The sequence below is a fragment of the Diaphorobacter sp. HDW4A genome, assembly GCF_011305995.1.
GTDB lineage: Bacteria > Pseudomonadota > Gammaproteobacteria > Burkholderiales > Burkholderiaceae_C > Diaphorobacter_A.
Map to the genome: position 1 here is coordinate 976,597 of NZ_CP049910.1, position 24,840 is coordinate 1,001,436.

25 protein-coding genes, 2 tRNA genes and 1 riboswitch are annotated in these 24,840 nt (G+C 59.9%); of the genes, 22 read left to right on the forward strand and 5 right to left on the reverse strand.

Features of this window, described 5'->3' with window-relative positions:
- The first annotated feature begins 166 nt into the window (after positions 1-166).
- Complete coding sequence (gene rraA / locus G7047_RS04360) at positions 167-673, forward strand: ribonuclease E activity regulator RraA (protein ID WP_166301239.1); 507 nt, start codon at positions 167-169, stop codon at positions 671-673.
- A 19-nt stretch (positions 674-692) separates the two neighbouring features.
- Here the strand turns inward: rraA and G7047_RS04365 are convergent, their stop codons facing one another.
- On the reverse strand, positions 693-1,622 hold the full coding sequence (locus G7047_RS04365; protein ID WP_166301242.1) for a DMT family transporter: 930 nt from the start codon (positions 1,620-1,622) through the stop codon (positions 693-695).
- A 418-nt stretch (positions 1,623-2,040) separates the two neighbouring features.
- Between G7047_RS04365 and aceA the strand changes: the two genes are divergently transcribed.
- Positions 2,041-3,369: an isocitrate lyase gene (gene aceA, locus G7047_RS04370; RefSeq protein ID WP_166301245.1), complete on the forward strand. Its 1,329-nt coding sequence runs from the start codon at positions 2,041-2,043 to the stop codon at positions 3,367-3,369.
- A 400-nt stretch (positions 3,370-3,769) separates the two neighbouring features.
- Here the strand turns inward: aceA and G7047_RS04375 are convergent, their stop codons facing one another.
- Complete coding sequence (locus tag G7047_RS04375) at positions 3,770-4,138, reverse strand: hypothetical protein (protein ID WP_166301248.1); 369 nt, start codon at positions 4,136-4,138, stop codon at positions 3,770-3,772.
- A gap of 461 nt (positions 4,139-4,599) precedes the next feature.
- Between G7047_RS04375 and thrS the strand changes: the two genes are divergently transcribed.
- The 14 genes from thrS to cobJ all read left to right on the forward strand — a co-directional run bounded on the left by thrS (position 4,600) and on the right by cobJ (position 16,932).
- The gene (gene thrS, locus G7047_RS04380) at positions 4,600-6,519 is read left to right on the forward strand and encodes a threonine--tRNA ligase (protein WP_166301255.1); all 1,920 of its coding nucleotides are present in this window, start codon (positions 4,600-4,602) and stop codon (positions 6,517-6,519) included.
- 71 nt (positions 6,520-6,590) lie between these two features.
- Entirely contained in the window at positions 6,591-7,202 is a 612-nt protein-coding gene (infC, locus tag G7047_RS04385; protein ID WP_166311878.1) for a translation initiation factor IF-3, read from the forward strand.
- A 183-nt stretch (positions 7,203-7,385) separates the two neighbouring features.
- Positions 7,386-7,589 carry a 50S ribosomal protein L35 gene (gene rpmI, locus G7047_RS04390; RefSeq protein WP_166066675.1) on the forward strand — a complete coding sequence of 68 codons (204 nt, stop codon included), beginning with the start codon at positions 7,386-7,388 and terminating at the stop codon, positions 7,587-7,589.
- 26 nt (positions 7,590-7,615) lie between these two features.
- Positions 7,616-7,978 carry a 50S ribosomal protein L20 gene (rplT, locus tag G7047_RS04395; protein WP_166301262.1) on the forward strand — a complete coding sequence of 121 codons (363 nt, stop codon included), beginning with the start codon at positions 7,616-7,618 and terminating at the stop codon, positions 7,976-7,978.
- Between the two features lie 197 nt (positions 7,979-8,175).
- Entirely contained in the window at positions 8,176-9,228 is a 1,053-nt protein-coding gene (pheS, locus tag G7047_RS04400; RefSeq protein WP_166301268.1) for a phenylalanine--tRNA ligase subunit alpha, read from the forward strand.
- A gap of 89 nt (positions 9,229-9,317) precedes the next feature.
- Positions 9,318-11,750: a phenylalanine--tRNA ligase subunit beta gene (gene pheT / locus G7047_RS04405; RefSeq protein ID WP_166301274.1), complete on the forward strand. Its 2,433-nt coding sequence runs from the start codon at positions 9,318-9,320 to the stop codon at positions 11,748-11,750.
- Between the two features lie 23 nt (positions 11,751-11,773).
- Positions 11,774-12,103 carry an integration host factor subunit alpha gene (locus tag G7047_RS04410; protein ID WP_205904825.1) on the forward strand — a complete coding sequence of 110 codons (330 nt, stop codon included), beginning with the start codon at positions 11,774-11,776 and terminating at the stop codon, positions 12,101-12,103.
- Positions 12,104-12,204: 101 nt separating this feature from the next.
- On the forward strand, positions 12,205-12,693 hold the full coding sequence (locus G7047_RS04415; RefSeq protein WP_166301322.1) for a MerR family transcriptional regulator: 489 nt from the start codon (positions 12,205-12,207) through the stop codon (positions 12,691-12,693).
- Positions 12,694-12,719: 26 nt separating this feature from the next.
- Positions 12,720-12,796, forward strand: a tRNA-Pro gene (locus G7047_RS04420).
- A gap of 151 nt (positions 12,797-12,947) precedes the next feature.
- Positions 12,948-13,024 (forward strand) — tRNA-Pro (locus G7047_RS04425).
- Between the two features lie 99 nt (positions 13,025-13,123).
- A riboswitch (cobalamin riboswitch) is annotated at positions 13,124-13,376 on the forward strand.
- Between the two features lie 130 nt (positions 13,377-13,506).
- Positions 13,507-14,757, forward strand: coding sequence for a nitrite reductase (locus G7047_RS04430; protein ID WP_166301325.1), 1,251 nt, complete (start codon positions 13,507-13,509; stop codon positions 14,755-14,757).
- Positions 14,741-15,370 carry a precorrin-8X methylmutase gene (locus tag G7047_RS04435; protein WP_166301328.1) on the forward strand — a complete coding sequence of 210 codons (630 nt, stop codon included), beginning with the start codon at positions 14,741-14,743 and terminating at the stop codon, positions 15,368-15,370. The genes G7047_RS04430 and G7047_RS04435 overlap by 17 nt, the downstream gene beginning before the upstream one ends.
- Positions 15,371-15,380: 10 nt before the next feature.
- Positions 15,381-16,133 carry a precorrin-2 C(20)-methyltransferase gene (gene cobI / locus G7047_RS04440; protein WP_166301331.1) on the forward strand — a complete coding sequence of 251 codons (753 nt, stop codon included), beginning with the start codon at positions 15,381-15,383 and terminating at the stop codon, positions 16,131-16,133.
- Positions 16,134-16,143: 10 nt separating this feature from the next.
- Complete coding sequence (gene cobJ, locus G7047_RS04445) at positions 16,144-16,932, forward strand: precorrin-3B C(17)-methyltransferase (protein WP_166301334.1); 789 nt, start codon at positions 16,144-16,146, stop codon at positions 16,930-16,932.
- A gap of 28 nt (positions 16,933-16,960) precedes the next feature.
- Here cobJ and G7047_RS04450 read toward each other — a convergent pair whose 3' ends face one another.
- A complete protein-coding gene (locus tag G7047_RS04450; protein ID WP_205904717.1) occupies positions 16,961-17,701 on the reverse strand; it encodes a cobalt-precorrin-6A reductase in 741 nt (246 codons plus the stop codon).
- On the opposite strand from G7047_RS04450, the gene cbiT reads away from it, so the two are divergent.
- The 4 genes from cbiT to cobF are packed head-to-tail and all read left to right on the forward strand — an operon-like array spanning position 17,700 to position 20,943.
- Positions 17,700-18,896: a precorrin-6Y C5,15-methyltransferase (decarboxylating) subunit CbiT gene (cbiT, locus tag G7047_RS04455; protein WP_166301337.1), complete on the forward strand. Its 1,197-nt coding sequence runs from the start codon at positions 17,700-17,702 to the stop codon at positions 18,894-18,896. The genes G7047_RS04450 and cbiT overlap by 2 nt on opposite strands.
- Positions 18,896-19,336 carry a cobalamin biosynthesis protein gene (locus G7047_RS04460; RefSeq protein WP_166311881.1) on the forward strand — a complete coding sequence of 147 codons (441 nt, stop codon included), beginning with the start codon at positions 18,896-18,898 and terminating at the stop codon, positions 19,334-19,336. Before cbiT ends, G7047_RS04460 begins: the two co-directional genes overlap by 1 nt.
- A 16-nt stretch (positions 19,337-19,352) precedes the next feature.
- Complete coding sequence (cobM, locus tag G7047_RS04465; RefSeq protein ID WP_166301340.1) at positions 19,353-20,153, forward strand: precorrin-4 C(11)-methyltransferase; 801 nt, start codon at positions 19,353-19,355, stop codon at positions 20,151-20,153.
- 1 nt (position 20,154) lies between these two features.
- The gene (cobF, locus tag G7047_RS04470) at positions 20,155-20,943 is read left to right on the forward strand and encodes a precorrin-6A synthase (deacetylating) (RefSeq protein WP_166301343.1); all 789 of its coding nucleotides are present in this window, start codon (positions 20,155-20,157) and stop codon (positions 20,941-20,943) included.
- A 94-nt stretch (positions 20,944-21,037) separates the two neighbouring features.
- Here cobF and G7047_RS04475 read toward each other — a convergent pair whose 3' ends face one another.
- On the reverse strand, positions 21,038-21,817 hold the full coding sequence (locus tag G7047_RS04475; RefSeq protein ID WP_166301346.1) for an MHYT domain-containing protein: 780 nt from the start codon (positions 21,815-21,817) through the stop codon (positions 21,038-21,040).
- A gap of 491 nt (positions 21,818-22,308) precedes the next feature.
- Here G7047_RS04475 and phaR point away from each other — a divergent pair, with 491 nt between their 5' ends.
- Complete coding sequence (gene phaR, locus G7047_RS04480; protein WP_166301349.1) at positions 22,309-22,845, forward strand: polyhydroxyalkanoate synthesis repressor PhaR; 537 nt, start codon at positions 22,309-22,311, stop codon at positions 22,843-22,845.
- On the opposite strand, the gene G7047_RS04485 is transcribed toward phaR, so the two are convergent.
- On the reverse strand, positions 22,835-23,728 hold the full coding sequence (locus tag G7047_RS04485) for a LysR family transcriptional regulator (protein WP_166311882.1): 894 nt from the start codon (positions 23,726-23,728) through the stop codon (positions 22,835-22,837). The two genes, phaR and G7047_RS04485, sit on opposite strands and share 11 nt — an antisense overlap.
- Positions 23,729-23,828: 100 nt before the next feature.
- Between G7047_RS04485 and G7047_RS04490 the strand changes: the two genes are divergently transcribed.
- On the forward strand, positions 23,829-24,839 hold the full coding sequence (locus G7047_RS04490; RefSeq protein WP_166311883.1) for an NAD-dependent epimerase/dehydratase family protein: 1,011 nt from the start codon (positions 23,829-23,831) through the stop codon (positions 24,837-24,839).
- Position 24,840: the final 1 nt, after the last annotated feature.

The following is a 24,840-nucleotide window of genomic DNA, read 5'->3' on the forward strand; positions in this document are numbered from 1 at the left end:
TGACGGGTGAGGGGGACCATTTTTGTTGGCTTGATGCAAATTCAGACTGTCATGTTTTGCCTTTGGCGCGCGAGTCTGAATGGGTGAGATTCATGGCACAGTGATGCATCAAAGATCAGACGCTGATTGCGTTCACGAATCAACCATCGGAAGGAAGGCAAGACATATGACATCCACCCCAGCCCAGAACATCAGCACTTGCGATCTTTGCGATGCGCATCTCAAGGACGATACGGGTGCATTCCGCGTACTGCCCCCGGTGTTCCAGGACTTCGGTGGCAAGCCTGCTTTCGCGGGGGCCATTGCCACGGTCAAGTGCTTCGAGGACAACTCCGGCGTGAAGGCGGCGGTCGAGACGCCGGGCAATGGCCGAGTGCTCGTGGTGGATGGCGGCGGTTCCGTGCGCCGCGCGTTGGTCGGTGGCAATGTGGCTGCGACGGCTGCGAAGAACGGCTGGGCGGGCATCGTGGTCTACGGCGCGGTGAGGGATATCGCGGAGCTGCGCCAGACGCCCATCGGCATCCGTGCGCTTGCACTCATTCCGCTGCCCACCGAGAAGCGCGGCGAGGGGCAGTCCGGCGTGACGGTGCTGATCTCCGGCGTCTGGGTGCGTCCAGACGAGTGGCTCTATGCCGATGCCGATGGCATCGTGATCGGCGCGAAGCAGCTCTGATCAGGCAGGTTTGAGGAGGTCAGTGATGGGATGCCGCTGCGCCGTTTCGTGAGGGCAGTGTGGCCAGTACTACGCTGGCCAGCGCAATGCCAAAGGCGATCAGCTGCAATTGGGTGAAGTGCTCGCCCAGTACCAGCACACCGAAAAGCGCTGCACTCACCGGCAGCAGTACCGTGAAGATGCCGCCCTGCGCGGCGGGAACCACCTTGAGACCGGTCATCCACAGCCACACTGTCCACATGCAGGCGGCGAGGGCGTAGAACAGCAGGAGCAGCCAGATCTTGCCCGGAACGGCTGCAAAATCGAAGTGCCATGCGAAATACAGCCCGAACGGCGTTGCCAGTGCGAATCCCCACAGATTGATGAGCGACGTGATGCGCTTTGGTCCGAGCGCTCCAGTGAGCTTCTTGCCAATCACTGAATACGCTGCCTCGCAGATCGATGCGGCCACCAGCAGCGTGTAGCCCAGCCATTCCAGATTGGCTTTGCCCGAGCCGGCAGCGCCCATCTCCGGATGCTGCGGCTTGGCGAAGGAAAACAGCGCAATGCCGAGCACCGCGCACACCACCGCAACCCAGGTGCGGGTAGCGATGTGCTCGCGCAGAAACAACCAGCTCATCACCGCCACACACGCAGGGATGGAGGCCATGATCACGCCGGCCGAGGTCGCGCTGGTCATGCTCACGCCGGAAATCATGCAGATGGTGAACAGGAAATTGCCAAGGAACGACTGCAGAAAGAGCAGTCCGCGCGTCTGCCTGGTCATCGGTGGCTCGTCGGCTCCCTTGCGCAGCCAATGCGGCATGGCCAGCACGCCGATTCCGAAGCGTAGCCAAGCCAGCAGAAAAATGGGGAAGGTCGCCGCCAGAGGCTTGGAGAGCGCAACATAGCTGCCGACGAGCATCATGCTCAAAGCCAGGCATGAATAGGCAACAGAGCGGCTGATCATGGTGAGTGACTGAAATCGGGAAGAGGATGTGATGGCACGCGACGCTAGGGACGCTTGTGCGCCCGTGCATCATGCCTGAAGCCGAAGCGGCATAGAAAGGGCGTGGGCGGCGGGGTTGCCGAGCGCTGATGGCGAATTCATTTCATTTTTCGCTATGTGAAGTAATAATTTCACAACATGAAAAGTAAAAATGTTGCGTTGCGACATTTTTTCTCGATACAAGAAATGTGATTTCGTATTCAGAAATTCAATCGCTAAGTCATTGATTTTAAATTAATAAAAATATCTCTTATATAAGACATAAGATTGAATTCAACTCTTATACAAGACTTAAAGTTGTCTCCAACGGCAAAGCAAATTCCCCACCCTGCGATGCCACCGCTTTTGCAAACCTTTCTTTCCTTTTAGGAGAATTTCCATGTCCAAGCTGACCAATCAACTGAGCCGCGAACAGCAAATTGCCGCCCTCGAAAAGGACTGGGCACAGAACCCCCGTTGGAAGGGTGTGAAGCGCAACTACTCTGCCGCTGATGTGGTGCGTCTGCGTGGCAGCCTGCAGCCAGAAAACACGCTGGCACAGCGCGGTGCTGAAGTGCTGTGGGAAAAGATCAATGGCAGCTCCAAGAAGGGCTACGTGAACGCATTCGGTGCTATCTCTGCTGGTCAGGCCATGCAACAGGCCAAGGCTGGCCTGGAAGCGGTGTACCTGTCGGGCTGGCAGGTCGCCGCTGACGGCAATACCAGCGAAACCATGTACCCCGACCAGTCGCTGTACGCCTATGATTCGGTGCCGACCATGGTTCGCCGCATCAACAACACCTTCAAGCGCGCTGACGAAATCCAGTGGGGCCGTGGTATCAACCCGGGCGACAAGGAATTCATTGACTACTTCCTGCCTATCGTGGCGGACGCTGAAGCCGGTTTCGGTGGCGTTCTGAATGCCTTCGAATTGATGAAGAACATGATCGCTGCAGGTGCTGCTGGCGTTCACTTTGAAGACCAATTGGCTGCGGTGAAGAAGTGCGGCCACATGGGTGGCAAGGTGCTGGTTCCTACCCAGGAAGCCTGTGAAAAGCTGAATGCAGCGCGCTTCGCTGCCGACGTGATGGGTGTGTCCACCATCGTTTTGGCCCGCACCGATGCAGAAGCGGCCAATCTGATCACCAGCGATTATGACGCCAACGACAAGCCTTTCCTGACCGGCGAGCGCACTCAAGAAGGTTTCTACCGCGTCAAGAACGGTCTGGAGCAAGCCATCAGCCGCGGCGTGGCCTATGCGCCTTACGCTGATCTGGTGTGGTGCGAAACCGGCGTGCCGGACATTGGCTTCGCCCGTGAATTCGCCCAAGCCGTGCACGCCGCATGTCCAGGCAAGCTGCTGTCTTACAACTGCTCGCCATCCTTCAACTGGAAGAAGAACCTCAACGACGCGCAGATCGCATCGTTCCAGGAAGACCTCTCGGCTCTGGGCTACAAGTTTCAGTTCATCACGCTGGCCGGTATCCACAGCAACTGGTACAACACCTTCAAGTTCGCCCATGCATACGCTCGCGGCGAAGGCATGAAGCACTACGTTGAAATGGTGCAGGAACCTGAATTCGCAGCTCGCGATTTGGGCTACACCTTCGTGTCGCATCAGCAAGAAGTGGGCGCAGGCTACTTCGATGACGTGACTACCGTGATTCAGGGCGGCTCGTCCAGCGTGAAGGCGCTGACCGGTTCCACCGAAGAAGAGCAGTTCCACTGATCTCTGAAGGGGTGGCGTTGCACCGCAAGGGTGGCCCGACAGGGCGCGGTGCAGTGTCAGTCCGACAGTGAGGCTCCAGGGAGAAAAGAAAGCCCGCGGCAGTTTGCCGTGGGCTTTTCTGTTTTGCGCTCCGGGAATGGACGCGCATGAAAAAGGCGCCCGGAACTGCTTCCGGGCGCCTAGTCTGGATGGAGCATGGCGCGCCCACCATTGTTGCGCCAGAAACTCACGTAATCGTGACGGTGATCTTGCCACCGCTCCATCACAGGCCCGTTGTCAGGTGGCGCTCTTGGGTGGGGGAACAGATGATCTGGTTGCATTCGTGCGTTTGCCGATGGCTGGGCTTTTGCGTCACGCCCGCGCCGTCAGAAAGGTGCCGTCCTTCTGTCTGATTGTTGCCTCAGCGGCGCCAGCCGCCACGATGGGAGTACCAGCCGCCGCGCGGCCCTCTGTCCCAGCGCTGAGGTTGCCAGTGATAGCCGGGACGGCCGTGTTCATAGCGACCGGGCACCCACGTATGGCGACCGCCGGACCAGTTCCAGAACCCACCAATCCACACAGCGCCCAGATAGGGTGCAACCGGGATGGTCTCCACATACGGTGCTGGGGGTGCAATGGGTGCGTATACCGGTGCGTAGGCTTGCGTGTCCGGAATGTTGCTGTATGGGTCGCTGTAATAGGGCTGTCCTACGGGCGCGACAATGCAGCCGGTCAGGGTGACCGCAGAGAGTGCAGCTCCGGCAAGCCAGAGGCGGGAGTGTGGAAACATGGCGAAGTCCTCTCAAGCCCCCGAATCGAAACAGGGGGCAGTGCTGATTCAACGAGGGATGGCGGCAAACCGTTGTCAGTCAGGGCTTGCTTTGCGAAGCTTTACGTTGAAGTTACAGATGTTGAAGTTGTTCAATGCGTAGCTTTTGTTGCGGGTTTGGGGCTTGCACGGAGCTGCCTTGTGCACTCCGCGTTAAAATGCTTGGCATTGCCTCTTTGGAGGTTCGGAGTTTCCTGGTTGCCCGAGTCGGGTGGCCTCTTTTGACGGGCAGAAAGGCGCCTTTGGTTATGACACCGCGAACGCAAAGCTCTACGGGGATCCCCCCGCTTGCCTGAAGGTGCATGACCGCGCACCTTCGTGTGCAGGTCTGTTTGTCGACAATCCGTTTTTTCAAGTTTGCGCGGCCTGTCCGCGCATTTGTTTTTCAGCGTCGCGACCCACTCGCGAGAATGCACAACAACATGGTTCAAATCACTCTTCCAGATGGTTCCCAGCGTCAGTATCCCGGCCCGGTGACCGTGGCTGAGGTGGCGCAGTCGATTGGCTCGGGTCTGGCCAAGGCCGCGCTCGGTGGCAAGGTGGATGGCAAGGCTGTGGATACGAGCTTTACCATCGACAAGGATGCGGCGCTCTCGATCATCACGGCCAAGGATGCCGACGGCCTCGATCTGATCCGTCACTCCACGGCCCACTTGCTGGCCTATGCTGTCAAGGAGCTGTTTCCTGATGCGCAGGTCACCATTGGTCCTGTGATCGAAAACGGCTTCTATTACGACTTCAGCTACAAGCGTCCGTTCACGCCTGAAGATTTGGTAGCCATCGAAAAAAAGATGACCGAGCTCGCCAACAAGGACGAACAGGTCACCCGCCGCGTGCTGCCGCGCGACGAGGCGGTAGCGTACTTCAAGGGCCTGGGTGAAAACTACAAGGCTGAGATCATCGCCAGCATTCCGTCGAACGAAGACGTGAGCCTGTACCGTGAAGGCAACTTCGAGGATCTGTGCCGTGGCCCGCACGTGCCCAGCACCGGCAAGCTCAAGTTCTTCAAGCTCATGAAGGTGGCTGGCGCTTATTGGCGTGGCGACCATCGCAATGAGATGCTCCAGCGCATCTACGGTACGGCTTGGACGACCAAGGACGATCTGGCTTCCTACCTGCACATGCTGGAAGAGGCTGAAAAGCGCGACCACCGTAAGCTGGGCCGCGAACTCGATCTGTTCCATATCGACGAGCATTCGCCAGGCATGGTGTTCTGGCACCCCAAGGGCTGGACGGTTTGGCAGCAAGTTGAGCAGTACATGCGCAAGGTGTACGTCGACAATGGCTATCAGGAAGTCAAGGCACCGCAGTTGCTGGACAAATCTCTCTGGGAAAAAACCGGCCACTGGGACAAGTACCGCGAAAACATGTTCGTGACCGAATCGGAAAAGCGTGACTTCGCGCTCAAGCCGATGAACTGCCCCGGTCACATCCTGATCTTCAATCAGGGCATCAAGAGCTACCGTGATCTGCCGCTGCGCTACGGCGAGTTCGGCAACTGCCACCGCAATGAGCCCACCGGCAGCCTGCACGGCATCATGCGCGTGCGCGGCTTCACGCAGGACGATGGCCACATCTTCTGCATGCCCGACCAGATCCAGAACGAAGTGACGGCGTTCACCGCGCTGCTGCAGAAGGTCTACAAGGATTTCGGCTTCACCAACATTCTCTACCGCCTGTCGACACGCCCTGAAAAGCGCATCGGTACCGAAGAAAGCTGGGACAAGGCGGAAGCCGCTCTGGCTGACGGCTTGCGTGCGTCGGGCTGTGAGTTCGAATACCTGCCGGGCGAAGGTGCTTTTTACGGTCCGAAGATCGAATACACACTGAAAGATGCGCTGGGTCGTGAGTGGCAGTGCGGCACAATTCAGGTCGATCCCAACCTGCCCGAGCGTCTGGATGCGGAGTTTGTGGGTGAGGATGGCAATCGCCACCGTCCCATCATGCTGCACCGCGCTATCGTGGGTAGCCTTGAGCGCTTTATTGGTATTTTGATCGAGCAACACGCTGGCGCGCTGCCCGTTTGGCTGGCTCCGGTGCAGGTTGCAGTACTCAATATCACGGACTCTCAGGCCGACTATTGTCGTGAAATTGCTGCAAAGCTTCAAAAAGCATTGCCGAATCAAGACCTTAGGGTGGTGACTGATCTGCGCAACGAGAAGATTACGTATAAAATACGCGAACACGCCATGCAGAAGCTGCCGTATATCCTTGTCGCGGGCGACAAAGAGAAGGCTGCTGGAGCTGTGGCAGTCCGCGCCCGGGGTAACAAAGACCTCGGTGTGATGTCGGTTGACGCATTTGTCGACCTGATTGCACAGGACATCGCCTCCAAGGTTTGATTTTCTCTTGAAAACGCTTTGGTGCGCCCTATGTGCATCTGTGCCACGTTGTTGTGGCGTTTTATTTGAAGGTGAGAACCATCGCTACCGAATTTCGTGATCGTCGTCAGCGCGAGGAGCGTAAGCACCGCCTGAATCGTGAAATCACAGCACCAGAAGTGCGTCTTTCTGGTCCTGAGAATGAACCCATTGGCATCGTGTCGATCCAGCAGGCTTTGGCCATGGCTGGCGATATGGACGTTGACTTGGTGGAAATTGCTGCCACGGCCAACCCGCCGGTTTGCCGCCTGATGGACTACGGCAAGTTCAAGTACCAGGAACAGAAGAAGGCTGCTGAGGCGAAGGCCAAGCAGACGGTCATCGAGATCAAGGAAGTAAAATTCCGCCCCGGTACCGATGATGGTGACTACAACATCAAGCTGCGCAACATCCGCCGGTTTCTGGCAGATGGTGACAAGGTGAAGGTCACTCTGCGATTCCGCGGCCGTGAAATCACCCACCAGGACATCGGTCTGGCGCTGCTGAACCGACTGCGTGATGAGTTGGCAGACAGCATCCTCATCGAGCAATTTCCCAAGTTGGAAGGCCGCCAGATGATCATGATGATCGCTCCTGCGCGCAAGAAGCCAGCAGCGGGTGGCAAGGCTGAAAGTGGCACTCCGGCAACGGGGCAGGCGGCTTGAGAGCAGTGATGAGAAGAATTTGCGGATGAGTTCCGGGAAACCGGAGCTTGTCGGCACTAGGCGGTGCGCGAGCACTGCCGCCGGGTGGATCTTGATCCACTCGTTCAAGAAGTGTCTCGGGGCCTACAAGGTTGCGCAATGGTGCGCAAACGCCTCACGAGCACAACGAACAGGAGCATTCACATGCCCAAAATGAAGACCAAAAGCAGCGCGAAGAAGCGTTTTCGCGTTCGTCCGGGTGGTACCGTCAAGCGCGGTCAAGCCTTCAAGCGTCACATCTTGACCAAGAAGACCACCAAGAACAAGCGCCATCTGCGTGGTGCAACTGCAGTGCACGAGACCAACATGGGCTCGATCGCACAAATGTTGCCCGGCATGGGCCTGTAATTCACTGACGAACAAGGAGAAAACACATGCCTCGCGTCAAACGTGGTGTAACGGCTCGCGCCCGCCATAAAAAAGTTCTGGCCCTTTCCAAGGGTTTCCGCGGTCGTCGCGGCAATGTCTTCCGCATCGCCAAGCAGGCGGTGATGAAGGCTGGGCAATATGCCTACCGTGACCGTCGCACCAAGAAGCGCGTGTTCCGCCAATTGTGGATCGCCCGTATCAACGCCGCTGCACGCGAACTGGGTCTGACATACAGCCAATTCGCCAACGGCCTGAAGAAGGCTTCCATCGAAATCGACCGCAAGATGCTGGCCGATATCGCGGTGCACGACAAGGCTGCCTTCGGCAGCATCGTGGAACAAGTCAAGGCCAAGCTGGCTGCTGCTTGATTTCCGCGATGGGCGATTGCTGCTTTCAGGCAGTGATTGCCTCCCGCACAGACAGCAAGGGCTAGGGCTTGAAAAGGCGCTAGCCCTTGTTTATTTTGAAAATCGAAAAGCTCTCAGTGTACTGACCCTTGCGTGACTCGTTCCTTGTTGGACGGAGTGCTCATGGGTCAGAACACTAGGTGATAAAAGAAGTCGATATGAACGAGTTGGATTCTCTGGTCGAAAGCGCGCAGAAACTGTTCGCGCAGGCACAAACCCCCAATGATCTGGAAAACGCCAAGGCGCAGTTTCTGGGCAAGTCGGGCAAGGTGACTGAGCTCATGAAGGGCATGGCGCAGCTTTCCGTCGAAGAGAAAAAGTCGCGCGGCGCTGCCATCAATCTGGTCAAGCAGGCCATTGAAGCCGCATTGACAGAGCGTCGCCAAGCGCTGGCCGATGCCGAGCTGGAGGCTCATCTGAAGGCTGAGGTGCTGGATGTGACGCTGCCAGGTCGTCGCCGTGGAACGGGTGGCCTGCATCCCGTGTCTGTCACGATGGAGCGCATCGAAGGTATCTTCGGTTCGATGGGTTTCGATGTGGCCGAAGGTCCCGAGATCGAATCCGACTGGTTCAACTTCACCGCGCTCAATACGCCGGAAGACCATCCTGCGCGCTCCATGCACGACACCTTCTACGTCGAAGGCGGCACGGCCCACGCGCCCAACCTGCTGCGCACGCACACCAGCCCGATGCAGGTGCGCCACGCTGTGCAGCACGTCAAGAAGTACCGCAATCTGATCGATGCCGGTCAGACCATGCCCGAGATCCGCGTGATCGCTCCGGGCCGCACCTACCGGGTGGACTCCGACGCGACGCACTCGCCCATGTTCCACCAGTGCGAAGGCCTGTGGATCGGCGAGAACGTGAGCTTCAAAGACTTGAAGGTGGTGTTCACCGATTTCTGCAAGACCTTCTTTGAGCAGGATGATCTGGTGCTGCGGTTTCGTCCCAGCTTCTTCCCATTCACCGAGCCAAGCGCCGAGATTGATATCCAGTTCCAGCACGGCCCGTTGGCTGGCCGCTGGCTCGAAGTCTCCGGAGCGGGTCAGGTGCATCCAAACGTGGTGCGCAACATGGGTCTCGATCCCGAGAAGTACATCGGCTTTGCCTTCGGCATGGGGCCTGATCGCCTGACGATGCTGCGTTACGGTGTGAACGATTTGCGCCTGTTCTTTGACGGTGACATCCGTTTCCTGTCGCAGTTCCAGTAAGCGAAGCAATCGCCCGGATGTTCCCAAGGCCTGTTCAAAGCAACAAACACAAAGCATGCAGGCCGATCAACGCCAAAGAGATTTGAAAAATGCAATTTCCTGAATCCTGGTTGCGCGAATTCTGCAACCCAGCCCTCACCACGCAACAGCTCGCCGACACGCTGACCATGGCTGGTCTTGAGGTGGAAGAGCTGGAGCCAGTTGCGCCGCCGTTCACCGGTATCGTCGTCGGCGAAATCAAGGAAGCCGTGCAGCATCCCGACGCGGATCGTCTGCGTGTCTGCAAGGTCGATGTGGGGGCCTCCGAGCTGCTGAACATCGTCTGCGGTGCGCCGAACGCGCGCGTCGGCATCAAGATTCCCTGTGCCACCGTCGGTGCCGAACTGCCTCCGGGCGAAGACGGCAAGCCTTTCAAGATCAAGATCGGTAAGCTGCGCGGTGTGGAAAGTTACGGCATGCTGTGCTCGGCCAAGGAGCTGAAGCTGGCTGACGACCACGGTGGTCTGCTCGAGTTGCCGCTTGACGCGCCGCTCGGCCAGAATATTCGCCAGTTTTTGAACTTGGACGACACGCTGTTCACGCTCAAGCTCACGCCCAACCTCGCGCACAACCTGTCGGTCTACGGCATCGCGCGCGAAGTCTCGGCACTGACCGGCGCACCGCTCAAACCGCTTGCATTCCCCGCAGTCAAGGTAGGCACGCAAGACAAGCTGCCCGTGAAGATCGAAGCGACCGATCTATGCGGTCGCTTCTCGGGCCGCATCGTGCGCAACGTGAACACGCAGACCAGGACTCCGCAGTGGATGGTCGATCGCCTCGCGCGTTGCGGTCAGCGCAGCGTTTCGCCGCTGGTCGATATCTCGAACTACGTGATGTTCGAGCTGGGCCGCCCGTCGCACATCTTCGACTTGGACAAGATCCACGGCGGCCTCAATGTGCGCTGGGGCAGTGTGGGTGAGCAGCTCAAACTCCTGAACGGCAACACCATCACCATCGACGACTTCCTCAAGGTTGGCGTGATCGCTGATGACAAGGAAATCGAATCGCTTGCCGGTATCATGGGCGGCGACGCCACTGCGGTTTCGGACGAAACCAAGAACATCTACATCGAGGCTGCGTTCTGGTGGCCCAAGGCGGTGGCCGGTCGTTCACGCCACTTCAACTTCTCGACCGATGCGGGTCATCGTTTCGAGCGCGGTGTCGACCCGGAAAACACTGTCGAGCACATTGAGCGCATCACCCAACTGGTGCAGGAGATCTGCGGCACGGCCGAGACTGTTTGCGGCGCGATGGATGACCAGAAGCCCAACATGCCCGAGGCGAAGAAGGTCACGCTGCGTGTGGCTCGCGCGGTCAAGGTCATCGGCATGCCGCTGACGCAGCAGCAGTGCTTCGATGCGTTGACTGGGCTCGGCCTGCCAACGGAGCAGGGCGACGGCACGCTCACGGTGACCGCACCTTCGTTCCGCTTCGACATCAACCTTGAAGAGGACCTGATCGAAGAAGTCGCGCGCATGATCGGCTATGAAAACCTGCCGACCTCCAAGCCGCTCGCGCCGATCAGCCCCAAGCTGCGTGCGGAAAACCGCCGTGGCCACTTCGACGTGCGCCATGCGCTTGCCGGTCTGGGCTATCAGGAAACCATCAACTTCAGTTTCGTCGAAGAAAAGTGGGAGCAGGAGCTGGCGAGCAATCCGAACCCGATCAAGCTGCTCAACCCCATCGCCAGCCACCTGAGCGTGATGCGCTCGTCGCTGATTGGCTCGCTGCTGCAAGTGCTCAAGTTCAATGTTGACCGCAAGGCCAGCCGCGTTCGCGTGTTCGAGCTGGGCCGTGTCTTCCTGCGTGACGACAGCGTGGTCGAAAGTGACACGACTGTGAAGGGCTTCCGTCAGCCGATGCGCGTGGCGGGTTTGGCCTTTGGTCCTGCCGACCAGCTGCAATGGGGGCGTACCGATGCCAAGGCTGACTTCTTCGACGTCAAGGGCGACGTGGAAGCGCTGCTCGCGCCGCTGCAGGCGACCTTCGAGCCTGCCGAGCACCCCGCTATGCACCCTGGCCGCTGCGCACGTGTGGTGCTGGATGGCCGCGAAATCGGCTTCGTCGGCGAGTTGCATCCCAAGTGGCGTCAAAGTCGCGATCTGGCGCATGCGCCCATCCTGTTTGAACTCGATCTCGACGCGGTGCTGATCCGCAAGGTACCGGTGTTCCAGTCTGTGTCAAAGCAGCAGGCTGTGGAGCGTGACATTGCCGTGGTCGTCGCAGAGAATGTGACCCACGCTGCCGTCATGAATGCCATTCATGCCGGTGCACCCAAGGGACTGCTGCGCTCTGCCGTGCTGTTCGACGTCTTCCGTCCCAAGGCTGGTTCAGCCGGTGGTTTGGCCGATGGTGAGAAGAGCCTGGCGATCCGACTCACGCTGGGTTCTGACAGCGCGGCGCTGGCCGATGCGGACATCGAGTCCGCCGTACAGGGCATTGTTCAAACGTTGGCAGACAAAACCGGAGCAAGGTTGCGATGATGACGCTCAATGACGACATCGGAATGGGAGAGTTCACGGTCGAAAGCCTGGAGTCCGCGGCGCTGACTAAGGCTCAGCTTGCCGATCTGCTGTTCGAGCAGATTGGACTGAACAAGCGCGAGTCCAAGGACATGATCGACGCCTTCTTCGATCTGATCGTCCAGAGCCTGGTCAACGGCGAAGACGTGAAGCTCTCGAGCTTCGGCAACTTCCAGATCCGGACCAAGGCGCCGCGCCCCGGTCGCAATCCTCGCACTGGCGAGTCCATTCCAATCGAGGCACGCCGCGTAGTGACCTTTCACGCGAGCTCCAAGCTCAAGGATCAGATTCAAGGCGAGGTCAAAGACGCTTGATAAAGCCTGACTAAGATGGTGCGAATGCTGCCCCATTTTGAATAGGGCTGTTTCGACTGGAGTAGGCTTGAGAGCTTTTCTAAAGTTTTCATCACATTTCCATGAGCACTGTGTTGCCACCCATTCCGGCCAAACGTTACTTCACCATTGGTGAGGTGGCCGAGCTGTGCGGTGTCAAACCGCACGTGCTTCGCTATTGGGAGCAGGAGTTCACTCAGCTGCGCCCCATGAAGCGCCGTGGAAATCGCCGTTATTACCAGCATCATGAGGTGCTGATGGTGCGCCGCATCCGGGATCTGCTCTACGATCAGGGTTTCACCATCAGCGGCGCTCGCAACCGCCTGCAGGAGCTTGCACATTCTGGCAAGGCAGGTGTGGAGCAATTTGCTGTGGGTGATGCGGAGGCGGGTGACATCACCGATGGTGTGGAGAGGGATACGGTTGAACTTGCTGACCCCTCCATCAAAACGAATGGGTACGGCGCAGCAATGGCGACTCCCGTGAATGCGATGTCGCAGGTCGCTCCTCTCAGTATTCAGGCGGTGCGAAAAGAACTTCAAGAAATTCGCGCACTTCTGTCTTGGGTGTGAAAAACGCTATATAATTTAAGGCTTGTCGGCGTGTAGCGCAGCCTGGTAGCGCACTTGCATGGGGTGCAAGGGGTCGCGAGTTCGAATCCCGCCACGCCGACCATTTATTCCAAAAGCCCGTTTCCGCGAGGAGGCGGGCTTTTTTGTTGGGCAATGCGGAAGGCCGCAGTGTGCGCAGGACGATTCTATTTGGCGTGCGATTCCCTCGGCGACTGCGCAACTGGAGCATCAAACCACGGTATACTTTCTGACTTCGGCGTGTAGCGCAGCCTGGTAGCGCACTTGCATGGGGTGCAAGGGGTCGCGAGTTCGAATCCCGCCACGCCGACCATTGATACAAGGACTTAGCTTCGAGAGGGGCTAAGTCCTTTTGTTTTGTGCACTTCCTTCACCTGTTTTCCCTGTCTCGCCGTCTCGAAAACATGGCGTAGAATCATCGCAAACATCAGGTGTTTCATGGCGCGTTCTGCGCCTAGAAGTGAAACGGGAAGCAGGTGAGTGGATTGATCGTTCAGTCCGTGATTCCTGCACTGCACCCGCAACGGTAAGCAAAGACGTTGGAACGCAAGACCATTGCTGACGGCAATGGCGGCCACTGCGAAAGCGGGAAGGCGCGTTCTATTCCCAACTCGGAGAGTTGTACTTTGCAAGTCCGGAGACCGGCCTGACTGATTCAAGGCGCAGCGGGAATGCATGTGGCCTGATGGACTCGTGCGCGCTTGCGCGCGACTCGGTCTCCGTCCTTTGATTCCCCCTGCACATTTCATCTTTCACGCGGCCACGGGTGGTGGTCGGATCGACTGTGGGTTTTGCATGGCGCGAGAGTCTCGCATTCCGTCGACTGAGGCATTCAAGGTTCAGGGCTGGTGTCCCACGGCATGGCGGCCCATGCGTTCGCAGGATGGCTGGATCGTTCGCGTGCGGCCGCATTGTGCATCGATCACCGTTAGGCAGTGGCGGGTGCTGGCGGAACTCGCGCTTGCGCATGCACAGCCTTTGACCGAGTTGACCCGTCTTGGCAATGTGCAGTTGCGCGGTGTCGATGAGGCGCAGTTGGACAGGGTGCGCTGCGCGCTGATCGATGCATGCTTGGTGCCTGCGGATGCTGATGTGGATCTGGCGCCGCCCGTGCATTGCACGCCGCTGTATCGAGCCGGCGATGCGACGCATGCGCTGGCGCGTTTGTTGTCGCAGGCGGTGGTCGAGCGGCTCAGTCCGGCGGCGCTGGCGCGCAGGGGGCTCGAAGCGCTTCCCGGCAAGTTCGGTTTTGTGGTGGACGATGTTGATCGTCGACTGCGCTGCATGAAGGCTGACATCGAGCTGTGGGTGACGGCCAATGGACAGATGGCATTGTCCGCAGCGGATTTCGCGGAGCCGGTGCTTTTCAATTTCGCCGAACACGCTGTCGCGTCAGCCATTGAAAAGGCGCTGTGGTTTGCGCGCGAGCGCATGCTGCAAGCGCCACCACTGGTTCGCATGCGTTCTCTGGTTCATTCGAACTCGGTGGATGTGCATGCCATGGGCACCCCGATCCCACCTGGGCCCTTGATTCACGGCGCATGGATGGTTGGCGTTCCGTTAGGGCGCATCGATGCCGCGGCGATGCTCGCTGCGGCAGTCCTCATGCCAGAACATGCGGAGATCCGCGTGACGCCGTGGCGCTCGTTACTGGTGAGTGAAGATGCATTGGCGGGTGGCAATCCTTTTTCAGATGCCACGCACTGGATCACGCGTGACGATGATGTCCGGCTGCGCACGTCATCCTGCGTGGGAGCTCCGCGCTGCGGGCAGGCGCGCTTTGCCGCGCAGGAATTGTCGATAGAGATCGCGCCCCATGTGCCCCACGGAATCCATGTGCATGTGAGCGGCTGTGCCAAGCTCTGCGCGCTGTCTGCGGATGCGACGCTCGTCGTTGAAGCGGGTGGCGTGGACGAGGCGGGGCGGACGCTGCTTCGCGTGAACAGACCTGGCCATCGAGAGCACGCGGGTCCACGCATTCCATACATCGAGCTGTTTGAACAGCCGCAGCATATACAGAAACTGATTCATGACCCACACCTATGAAATGCGCGGTGAAGAGATTTACCGCCAGTCCTTCGCCATCATCCGCAGCGAGGCCGATCTTGCCCGCTTCACGCCGCTGGAAGAGCGCGTGGCATGCCGAATGATTCATGCCGCCGGCATGGTGGAGCTCGCGTCGCACATTCATTTTTCGACCGACTTTGCACAGGCAGCGGAAGCGGCGATCCAGCGCGGCGCGCCGATTCTGTGTGATGCGCGCATGGTGAGCGAAGGCATCACACGCAAGCGTCTTCCTTCCGACAACCCCATCGTTTGCACCTTGCAGGATGAGCGCGTGCCTGAGCTGGCCAAGGAGATGGGCAACACGCGCAGCGCCGCCGCGCTCGAGCTCTGGCGTCCCTATCTGCATGGCGCGGTGGTGGTGATCGGTAATGCGCCGACGGCGCTGTTTCACTTGCTCAATATGCTGGACGATCCGGACTGTCCGCGTCCTGCGGCCATCATCGGCTGCCCGGTAGGCTTTGTGGGCGCCGCTGAATCCAAGGACGCGCTGCGTGCATGGGGGCGGATTCCCCATGCCATCGTGCATGGGCGTCTGGGTGGTTCGGCGATTGCCGTGGCGGCCGTGAATGCGCTGGCCAGCGCGGTTGAGTGAGGGGATGAAGATGAGCAGCAACGACAGCAAGGGCCAGATCATCTGCGTAGGGCTTGGCCCCGGTGATCCCGAACTCATGAGCGTGAAGGCCGATCGCACGCTACGCAATGCGCGGCATGTGGCGTTTTTCCGCAAGCGCGGGCATCCGGGAAAGGCGCGGCAGCTCGTCAACGGCATGCTGCACGCGGAGGTGACCGAGTACCCGATGGAGTACCCGCTGACCACCGAAATCCCTGCCAATGATCCGCGCTACATCGCGCAGCTCTCCGAGTTCTACAAGGACTGGCAGACGCGATTGACCGAGCTGGCGCGCGAGCAGGATGTGGTGGTGCTCTGCGAGGGCGATCCGTTCTTCTACGGCTCGTTCATGCATCTGTATGTGCGCCTGCGTCACGCCGGCGAGGTGCCTGTGAACGTGTTGCCCGGCATTCCCGGCATGGTGGGCTGCTGGCATGCGACTGGCATTCCTGTGACCTGGGGCGATGACATCATGAGCGTGCTGCCCGCGACGCTGGCTGATGAGCAGTTGCGTATGCACATGATGCGCTCCGATGCGTTGGTCATCATGAAGGTGGGTCGGCATCTGGGCCGTATCCGCGCATTGCTCACCGAGCTCGGAAAGCTCGAGCAGGGCTGGCTGGTGATCAACGGCACCATGGCCGAGCAGCAGGTGATGCCGCTGCGCGATGCGCCGGAGCGCTGCCCGTATTTCGCCATTGTCATCGTCCACGGTCAGGGCCGACGCCCGGCCAGCGACATGTGAGGGCATGGTCATGACGGAGAAAACAATCACCCTGCCGAAAGCTCGCCTGTCGGTTGTGGGGCTGGGCCCCGGCGACGATGCATTGATGACCGAACAGGTGCGCACTGCGGTGGCGAGTGCGACAGATGCGTTCGGATACTTTCCATATATTGCGCGGCTCTCGGGACTTGAACATCTGCGGTTACACGCCAGTGACAACCGCGAGGAGCTGGAACGCGCGCGTGCGGCCCTCGATTGCGCATCCGAGGGACGACAGGTGCTGATGTTGTCGTCGGGCGACCCTGGGGTGTTCGCAATGGCGAGTGCGGTGTTCGAGGTGCTCGATCTGGCGAGCGCCGAAGAGCGCGCGCGCTGGGCGAGAGTGGCCGTGGAAGTGCTGCCCGGCATCACCGCGATGCTCGCAGCGGCGGCGCGTCTTGGGGCTCCGCTCGGACATGATTTCTGTGCGATCAATCTTTCGGACAACCTGAGGTCTGCGGCCGTGATCGAGCGACGCATTCGCCTGGCCGCGCAGGCAGATTTCGCGATGGCGTTCTACAACCCGTCATCGGCATCGCGGCCCGAGGGATTTGCGCGGGCGCTGCGCGTGCTGAAAGAGGAGTGCGAGCCGGAACGTCTGATCTGCTTTGCGCGCAACGTGAGTCGCGCCGATGAGCGTCTGCAGGTACATGCGCTCGAGGCCGTCGACGAATCCATGGCCGACATGCGCACGCTGGTCATCGTCGGCAGCAGCACGACGCGCAGGGTGGGGCGGCATGTCTACACACCGCGCAGCTATGGAGCGCGGGCGCGTGACTGAAGCACGCAGTGCACGCGGCGTGGCGTTGTCAGAGTTGACTGCGCAGCCACTGCATAGCCTCTTCGGGCGTTTCGCATTGCATGCGCTGTGGCAGGCTCGGGCGATTCACCATGATGACGGGCAAGTGCAGTTGGCGCGCGGCCTTGATCTTGGCGTAGGTGTCTTTGCCTCCGGCGTTCTTGCTGATGATGCAGTCGATGGCATGGGTGCGTATCAGCGCCAGCTCGTCGTCCAGTTGAAACGGCCCACGCTCTACGATAAGTGCGTGTGGCGCGGGCAGCAGTGGAGCATCTGGCTGGTCGACTACGCGCAGCAAAAAGTGGTGCGAGGCGCTGAGCGACGCAAACATCGGCAGCTGCTTGCGGCCGATGGCGAGAAAGACGCGATGGTGATGGGGCCGCAGTGTGCAAGCGGCGGCCTCCATATCCGCCACATGCGTCCATTGGTCATGGGCCGTTGCCTGCCATGGGGGACGCTCCATCGACAGCAGAGGAATGCCCAGTGCCCCGCAGGCCGCGATGGCATGGCGGCTCATCTGCGCGGCGAAGGGGTGGGTGGCGTCGATCACGTGGCTGATTTTGTGCGCTTGCAGATAGTGCGTCAGTCCCACGATGCCGCCGAAGCCGCCCACGCGCGTGGGCAGCGCCTGCTCGCGGCGGCTCTGCGTTGCACCGGCAAACGAATAGGTGCAGGCGATGCCAGCGGCATCCAGCCGATTCGACAGAACATGGGCATCGAACGTGCCGCCTAACAGGAGTACTTGGGTCATGGCCAATCCGTGGCTTTTCATCATTGGAATACACCCGTCCGGCTTGGACGGTTTGAGTGCGGCGGCTCGGCGGGATCTGGATGATGCCAGCATTGTCTTCGGAAGTCCGCGCCATCTCGCGTTGGCCGATGTGCCGCTGGGCGAGCGCGGACGCGCGTGGCCCGTGCCGTTCGACGTCGCTCCGGCGCTGGCTCTGCGCGGGCAAGCGCGTGTTGCGGTGCTGGTCTCGGGCGACCCGTTTCACTTCGGTGGAGGCGCATCGCTGGCGCGATGTCTCGATGTGGGTGAGTGGAAAAATCATCCGCAGCCATCGACGTTTTCGTGGATCGCGGGTGAGTTGGGCTGGTCGCTCGAAGACACGCAATGCCTTGGATTGCATGCACGCCCATTCGATACGCTCACCCCATTGCTCGCTGTAGGTCAGCGCTTTGTCTGTTTGGTGCGCGATGGTGCTGCGGGGCAATGTTTGGCTGTCTGGTTGAGCGAGCAGGGCTGGGGGGAGAGCCCCATGTGGCTGGTCTCGCACGCGGGCGGTGATCTGCAAAGCATTTGCAGCGGCACTGCGCGAGAACTGTCGACGACCGTGTCCGTGCTCGAGGCACCGCTCACCTGTGCATTCGAAGCGCGCGGCGGCGATGGTTTTACGCGCGTGCCGGGGCGCAGTATCGACACATTCGCGCACGATGGACAGATCACCAAGAGCCCCGTTCGGGCCATGACGCTGGCCGCGCTCGCGCCGCGCCGGGGCGAATGTCTGTGGGATCTCGGGGCGGGATCGGGTTCGGTCGCCATCGAATGGTGTCTCGCGGGCGGGCGGGCGGTTTGCGTGGAGCAGCACGCAGAGCGTGTTGCCAACATCGAGCAGAATGCGCGGCGCTATGCGGCGGCACTGCGGGTGGTGCAGGGCGATTCTCGACCCATGCTCGCCCAGTTGCAGCCCGAGCCGCAGGCGGTGTTTGTCGGCGGCGGTTTCAACCGGGATCTGTTTGACGCGTTACGTGCTCGTTTGCAAGGCCCGTGGCGTTTGGTGGTCAACGCCGTTGCACTCGAGACGCAGGCGCTGCTTATGGAGCTGCATCGCGTCCATGGTGGGCAGTTGCTGCAGTTGCAGTGGAGTGAGGCCACACCGCTTGGCGGCATGCAGGCTTGGCAGGCGGCAAGGCCGCTGGTGCAGTGGATCTGGAATGCGCCGTGATGCGCACGTTGTGCGTTGCAGGTTGGGGATTCAGGGCGGGCGCGGAGGTGCAGTCGTTCGCCGATTGCTGGGCGCAGGCCGGGCGTTTGATCGCATTGGACGGGGTGCCATCTGCGCACTGGACGATGGCGATTCTGGATGCAAGGCGACAGACACCGGCGTGGGCGACGTTCTGCGCATGGAAGTACGCGCACCTGCCGCAAGCCGTGGAGCTGTGGTGCACGGATGCCGATATTCGCGGCATCGATACGGCACTGCAATCCATGCGCGTGGCGCAGCGTTTCGGCACCGGCAGCGTGGCCGAGGCGCTGGCCTTGCACGGTGTGGCGCGCGCGGCCTCATCAACAGACGCTCGACTGCTGATGCCGCGTGTGGTGTCGCTGGATCGGCGTGCGACGTTGGCCATCGCCACCTTCCAGTCGTCTTCATTTTCGATTTGATCAGGAGTTTCTTGACGTGACAGTTCACTTCATCGGAGCCGGCCCCGGAGCCGCCGATCTCATCACCGTGCGCGGCCGCGATCTGCTCGCCGCGTCGCCGGTCTGTCTGTATGCGGGATCGCTGGTCCCTACCGAACTGCTCGCGCATTGCCCGCCAGGCGCGCGGCTGGTGAACACCGCGCCGATGTCGCTCGAAGGCATCGTTGCCGAGATGTGCGCAGCCCATGTGCGCGGGGAAGATGTTGCGCGCCTGCATTCGGGCGACCTCAGCATCTGGTCCGCGATGGGCGAGCAGCTGCGCAGCCTGCGCGAGCACAACGTGCCGTACACGGTGACGCCGGGCGTGCCCTCGTTCAGCGCGGCGGCGGCGGCGCTCGAGGCCGAGCTGACGCTGCCGGGATCATGCCAGTCCGTCGTGCTCACCCGCACCTCGGGTCGCGCATCGAGTATGCCCAGTGGCGAAACGCTGGCAGCCTTTGCCGCAACGGGCGCAGTGCTCGCGATCCATCTCTCGGTCCATGTAGCCGAGCAGGTACAGCAGGAACTGACGATGCACTATGGCGCGGATTGCCCGGCTGCCATCGTGTGGCGTGCCTCGTGGCCCGATGAGCTGATCGTGCGCACCCGCGTGGGCGAAATCGCGGTTGCCGCACAGTCCAATGCGCTGCAGCGCAGCGCGCTGATCCTGGTCGGCGCGACGCTGAACCAAGAGGATTTTGGCCTCAGCCGTCTCTACGCGAACGACTACGACCGCCGCTATCGCCCACGTGGCGACGAGCCACGCTTTCCTGAAGGTCGCGAAGATGAGTGCGCCTGAGATGCTTGAAATCTGGCTGATCGGCATCGGTACCGGCAACCCCGATCATCTGACGCGCGAGGCCGAGCGCGCCATCCGCGCATCCGACTTGGTGCTGCTGCCCCACAAGGAAGACAACAAGGCCGAGCTTGCGCAGGTACGGCTGCAATTGTTGGAACAGCTCGACGTGCCGTCCGAGCGCGTTGCGCATTTCGACATGCCGCTGCGCAGGCAGCAGGGCGACGATTACGATCTGCAAGTCGATGAATGGCACAACGCCATTGCGCGGCGTTGGTCGGACTGTCTTGAAGAGCGGCTAGCCTTCGGCGGCGGGCGCGTCGCCTTGCTGGTCTGGGGTGACCCTGCGCTCTATGACAGCACTTTGCGCATCGCATCGCGTCTGGGGCTTGCTTCGCATCAGGTGCATGTGGTGCCCGGGATCACGTCCATGCAGATGCTGTGCAGCGCGCACGGGATTGCGCTCAATGACATAGGTGCTCCGTTTCTTGTCACCACGGGCCGCCAGTTGCGTGACCACGGCTGGCCGGACGACGTGGACACGCTGGTCGTGATGCTCGACGGGCAATGCTCGTTTGAGCAGGTCAGCGAGCCGGATGCCGTCATCTATTGGGGCGCTTATCTTGGCATGTCGCAGCAGATGTTGATGAGCGGGCCACTGGCCGAGCAGGCTTCGCGCATCAGTGAGCAGCGGCGTAATGCTCGTCAGCAGTATGGCTGGATCATGGACATTTATCTGCTGCGCAGGCCGCCTCGGCCAACGTCCTTGCACCGCAGCGTCGCTATCGCTTGAAATGCAAAAGAGGCCTTCCTGCGAACGAAGGCCTCTTTTCCCCCGATGCCTCTTGCGGCGCACAGAGCAAATTCAGCTCACGCCGCCTTGCCCATCAGGCGCGTTGTGCCTTGCGACTGCCAAAATTGCGTTGCAATAGCTGGTCATAGCCAATCAGCACGGCCATGCCGATGGCGGCGATTGCCGTGAGCAGCGGTAGTTGCATGGAGCTGAACACCAGAAGACCCTGCGGTGTTGCGAAGCGTTGCGACACCGAGGTGCAGACGAAATCGGCAGCGGCCATGCCGGTGTAATGCATCGAGCACACGGCAATGCCCATCACCGCCGCAGCAACACCGCGCATACCCATGGACTTGGTGCGAAAGGCCAGCCAGAGTGCGGCACTGGCAGCGGCCATGGCGATGACCACCGAGATGGCGATGATGCCCCACGACCACATGATGTAGCCTGGAAAGCGCATGCCGAACATGCCGAGGTAGTGCATGACCGCGACGCCAAGTCCCAGCAGGCCGCCGGCCGTGAGCACGCGCGTGTTGTTCTTCGCGTCCTTGGCAACATAGGCCAGCGCAAGCGACGTTGCCGTGATGGCCGCAATCAGCGAAATGACGGTCTCGAATGCCGAGTAGCCCGAGGCCATGCCCAGATTGAGTGCCAGCATACCGGTGAAGTGCATCGACCACACGCCGATGCCACCCAGTGCGGTGCCTGCGGAAAGCAGGTTCAGCCAGTTGATCTGACGACCATGCCGGATGTACTGCGCCGCCGTCAGCGCGACGAACGCGCCGATCACGGAAATGCAATACGACAGGGCGACCATGCCCAGTTCGTAGGTGGGGTGAAGCAGCAGTTCTCCGGAGCCAAGGAGGTCATTCATGATGGGCACTTTCAAGGTCGAGGCAGGTATGTGAGACGGGTTTGCAGATGTGTTTGACCGTCTCGAAATGTTATTTGTTATGCATCAACAAGTGAATATAAATAGTTAAAATACATTGGTAAATTAACATTTGATTTTAATTTGTGATAGTTTTTATTAATTTGCGCGGTGCAAGCGGTGCGTTTCTGCTGTAGTGAAACATGCGTGATGTACTGTGGCATCAGGGCCTCCGGCCATTCGGTGGATGCTGTGCGTTGCATGCGAGCGCGACACGCTGACGTAAATTGACCGGCTCGGAAAGGACTTGCGATATTTTTTGAAAAGTCGTCGCGAGGAGGCTTTTTGCTGCAGGACAATGGATTGGCAACGCGCATCAGGGAAACCCAGTGAAGCGTATTTGTGACCACTGCCTAGAATCAAACAGCGCCATCTCCAAGATGGCCCCCTGGTTGATTGATTGACGAAACGTAGAACAGTCCGAGGAGCCGCCTGTGCAAGAAGAGAATCAGAGTCCCGAAACCCCTGCAGCGCAGCGCGTGATCAAGAAGTATCCCAATCGCCGTCTGTACGACACCTCCACCTCCACCTATATCACCCTCATTGAAGTGAAGGAGCTGGTCATGGGCGGGGAGACCGTGGTCGTGCGCGATGCCAAGAGTGGGGAGGATCTGACACGCAGCATCCTGCTTCAGATCATCTTGGAGGAAGAGGCAGGCGGCGCGCCGATGTTCAGCGAAGCCGTGCTGGCCAACATCATCCGCTTTTATGGCAACGCGATGCAGGGCTTCATGGGGTCGTATCTGGAGAAGAATATCCAGGCCTTCACTGACCTGCAAAGTAAGATGGCCGATCAGGCCAAGGGCTTCACGCCCGAGATGTGGACGCAGTTCATGAGCCCTCAGTCCCCCATATACAAGGGCATGATGGGCAATTACATGGAGCAGTCGCAGACCATGTTCCAGCAGATGCAGGAGCAGATGCAGAAGCAGACCGAGCAGATGCTTGGGGCGTTTGGCATCAAGCGCTGATGTAGTCGGACAACCCGGCGACGAGTGCATCGAACGCAGCCGCGCAACGCGGACTGTGACGTAGGTCGCCATGCATCGCGACCCAAGTGTCGAGCGGCATCGAAAACTGCGACTGGAGCACGCGCACCAGTTGCGGATCCCGGGCCGCAAGCGGAACTTGGCAAAGGCCGATTCCGTATGCAGCCCGAATGGCTCCGATCTGCGCCAGATCGCTGTCGGAGCGCAGCGCGAACTGGTCGCGCGTCAATCCCTGAAGCCTGCCTTGCATCTGCCGGATGTACTCGGTTTCCCTGTCGAAACCGATAAGGGAGTGTCGCTTCAACTCATTCAGACTCTTTGGCGTACCGTTCTTGAGCAGGTAACTTGAATGCGCATGAAGCCCGAGCTCGATCTTGCCGATATTTTTAGCGATCAGTGCTTCTTGCGTGGGGCGGAACATGCGCACGGCGATGTCTGCCTCGCGCTGCAGGAGATCGTCGGCTTGGTTGGACAGAACGAGTTCGATCACCAAACCGGGGTGCTTGTCGCGCACGCTGGCAAGAATTGGTGGCAACACTTCCACACCCATCACTTCGCTGGCGGTGATACGCACCGGACCGCTGATTCGCGTTCCGTGGCCGTTGGCGGTTCGTCTCAATGCCGCAGCTGTGGCTGAGATGTTGGCGGCATAGGGATGTAGTTCAAGCGCTGCAGGAGTGGGAGCGAACCCTTCCTGTGAACGGGTGAACAGTTTGAGCCCCAGCGCCGATTCAAGGCTGTCCACATGTCTGCCGAGGGTCGGCTGCGTCAGTCCGAGAGAACGCGCTGCAGCAGACAGCGAGCCAGACTCCAGTACTTGGAGAAAGCTGCGATACCACTCCCAGTTGGGTTCCTTGTCGCGCATGGTATTCAAAAATGTATGGTTGATAGTGAATTTTAGGGAATTTTCTTTTTCTTCGTCTGGGCAGAGACTTACCTCCCAGTTCAAGGATATGGAGATCGAAATGTCAGAAATCGCATTGTTGGGTGCAGCCGGTGCCATCGGTAAAAGCATTGCCAGCGCCTTGCGGGCCGAAGGCCGCAGCTACCGTTGCATAGGGCGAGACATGGCCAGATTGCGCATGTCTTTCGCAGATGATCCACAAGCCGAGCTGGTCACTTGGAACCCCGACTCGCCAGCCTCGATCGAGCAGGCGCTGCGTAGTGTGCACACGGTGATCTATCTGGTGGGCGTTAACTACTGGCAATTCGAGCTGCATCCAGAGTTGATGCGCAGGACACTTGCCAGCGCAGAGGCTGCAGGTGTGCGCAACATGCTGTTGATCGGTACCGTCTATCCCTACGGCCGTGTGCAAGGGGGCAATCCGGCGCGGGAGGATCATCCGCGCGAACCGCATACCTTCAAAGGTGCCATGCGCAAGCAGCAGGAAGACCTGTTGATGCAGGCACACGCTGAAGGGCGCATCTGCGCAGCCATTTTGCGCCTGCCGGATTTTTACGGCCCAGGCGTCGAAGCCAGTTTGCTTCATTCCGCGTTCCAGGCCGCGGCGACAGGCAAGGTTGCGGATCTGATCGGACCTTTGGACCGCCCGCACGAGTTTGTCTACGTGCCCGATGTCGGCCCGGTAGTGTTGCGACTGTTGGGCCATGTGAAGGCTTATGGCAAAAGCTGGCATCTGGCAGGAGCGGGCGTGACTACGCAGATGGATGTGTTGGCGATGCTGGAGAGCCAGATGCGGCGCAAAATCCGGCGCCGCGTAGCTTCCAGAATCATGCTGCGCATGGCGGGACTGTTCAGCCCGCTGCTGCGTGAGCTGGTGGAGATGCACTATCTGATCGCTGATCCACTGCTGCTGGACGATTCGGCGCTTGTCGCGTTGATCGGCCCCATTGCAAAAACGCCCTATGCCGAGGGGGTTCGGGAGACACTGATCGCCGCCGGGGCTCTGGCGCACACTGAAAAGCCCCCTAAGAAACCGATTGGCGGCATGCCGACAGCAGAACTGGGACAATAGC

Excerpts from the sequence above, each read along its gene's own strand:
- G7047_RS04375 (WP_166301248.1), bottom strand. The coding sequence starts at position 4,138 with ATGTTTCCACACTCCCGCCTCTGGCTTGCCGGAGCTGCACTCTCTGCG.
- G7047_RS04430 (WP_166301325.1), top strand. The coding sequence starts at position 13,507 with ATGGCGCGAGAGTCTCGCATTCCGTCGACTGAGGCATTCAAGGTTCAG.
- G7047_RS04485 (WP_166311882.1), bottom strand. The coding sequence starts at position 23,728 with ATGCGCGACAAGGAACCCAACTGGGAGTGGTATCGCAGCTTTCTCCAA.
- cobJ (WP_166301334.1), top strand. The coding sequence starts at position 16,144 with ATGACGGAGAAAACAATCACCCTGCCGAAAGCTCGCCTGTCGGTTGTG.
- G7047_RS04490 (WP_166311883.1), top strand. The coding sequence starts at position 23,829 with ATGTCAGAAATCGCATTGTTGGGTGCAGCCGGTGCCATCGGTAAAAGC.
- rpmI (WP_166066675.1), top strand. The coding sequence starts at position 7,386 with ATGCCCAAAATGAAGACCAAAAGCAGCGCGAAGAAGCGTTTTCGCGTT.
- rplT (WP_166301262.1), top strand. The coding sequence starts at position 7,616 with ATGCCTCGCGTCAAACGTGGTGTAACGGCTCGCGCCCGCCATAAAAAA.
- pheS (WP_166301268.1), top strand. The coding sequence starts at position 8,176 with ATGAACGAGTTGGATTCTCTGGTCGAAAGCGCGCAGAAACTGTTCGCG.
- rraA (WP_166301239.1), top strand. The coding sequence starts at position 167 with ATGACATCCACCCCAGCCCAGAACATCAGCACTTGCGATCTTTGCGAT.
- G7047_RS04435 (WP_166301328.1), top strand. The coding sequence starts at position 14,741 with ATGACCCACACCTATGAAATGCGCGGTGAAGAGATTTACCGCCAGTCC.
- G7047_RS04475 (WP_166301346.1), bottom strand. The coding sequence starts at position 21,817 with ATGAATGACCTCCTTGGCTCCGGAGAACTGCTGCTTCACCCCACCTAC.
- aceA (WP_166301245.1), top strand. The coding sequence starts at position 2,041 with ATGTCCAAGCTGACCAATCAACTGAGCCGCGAACAGCAAATTGCCGCC.
- G7047_RS04410 (WP_205904825.1), top strand. The coding sequence starts at position 11,774 with ATGGGAGAGTTCACGGTCGAAAGCCTGGAGTCCGCGGCGCTGACTAAG.
- G7047_RS04415 (WP_166301322.1), top strand. The coding sequence starts at position 12,205 with ATGAGCACTGTGTTGCCACCCATTCCGGCCAAACGTTACTTCACCATT.
- cobF (WP_166301343.1), top strand. The coding sequence starts at position 20,155 with ATGCTTGAAATCTGGCTGATCGGCATCGGTACCGGCAACCCCGATCAT.
- G7047_RS04460 (WP_166311881.1), top strand. The coding sequence starts at position 18,896 with ATGCGCACGTTGTGCGTTGCAGGTTGGGGATTCAGGGCGGGCGCGGAG.
- pheT (WP_166301274.1), top strand. The coding sequence starts at position 9,318 with ATGCAATTTCCTGAATCCTGGTTGCGCGAATTCTGCAACCCAGCCCTC.
- G7047_RS04450 (WP_205904717.1), bottom strand. The coding sequence starts at position 17,701 with ATGACCCAAGTACTCCTGTTAGGCGGCACGTTCGATGCCCATGTTCTG.
- cobI (WP_166301331.1), top strand. The coding sequence starts at position 15,381 with ATGAGCAGCAACGACAGCAAGGGCCAGATCATCTGCGTAGGGCTTGGC.
- cbiT (WP_166301337.1), top strand. The coding sequence starts at position 17,700 with ATGGCCAATCCGTGGCTTTTCATCATTGGAATACACCCGTCCGGCTTG.
- thrS (WP_166301255.1), top strand. The coding sequence starts at position 4,600 with ATGGTTCAAATCACTCTTCCAGATGGTTCCCAGCGTCAGTATCCCGGC.
- G7047_RS04365 (WP_166301242.1), bottom strand. The coding sequence starts at position 1,622 with ATGATCAGCCGCTCTGTTGCCTATTCATGCCTGGCTTTGAGCATGATG.